Source organism: Paenalicyclobacillus cellulosilyticus (genome assembly GCF_014647315.1).
GTDB lineage: Bacteria > Bacillota > Bacilli > Alicyclobacillales > Alicyclobacillaceae > Alicyclobacillus_J > Alicyclobacillus_J cellulosilyticus.
In genome coordinates this window covers 340-576 of record NZ_BMOY01000159.1, presented here as the reverse complement: position 1 = coordinate 576, position 237 = coordinate 340, and positions in this window count along the sequence as shown.

The window sequence follows — 237 nt, the reverse complement described above, 5'->3', positions numbered from 1 at the left end:
ACCTTATCTCGTGTGATTCGTACCTAGTACCGTTTCCATTTAAATTTGAACAACATGCGCACTGCTACCTGTCAAAATTAAATGGAAAACGGTACTAGTAAAGCTTGACGGACTTCGTTATGATTGTTTATTTATCCTTATGTAATTCTTATGAACACTTTTCGCTGTGAAGTTCTCCATCGTCACAACCATACGGCCGCAAGAGTGACTCGCGTTACCACACCGCATGGCGAGTTC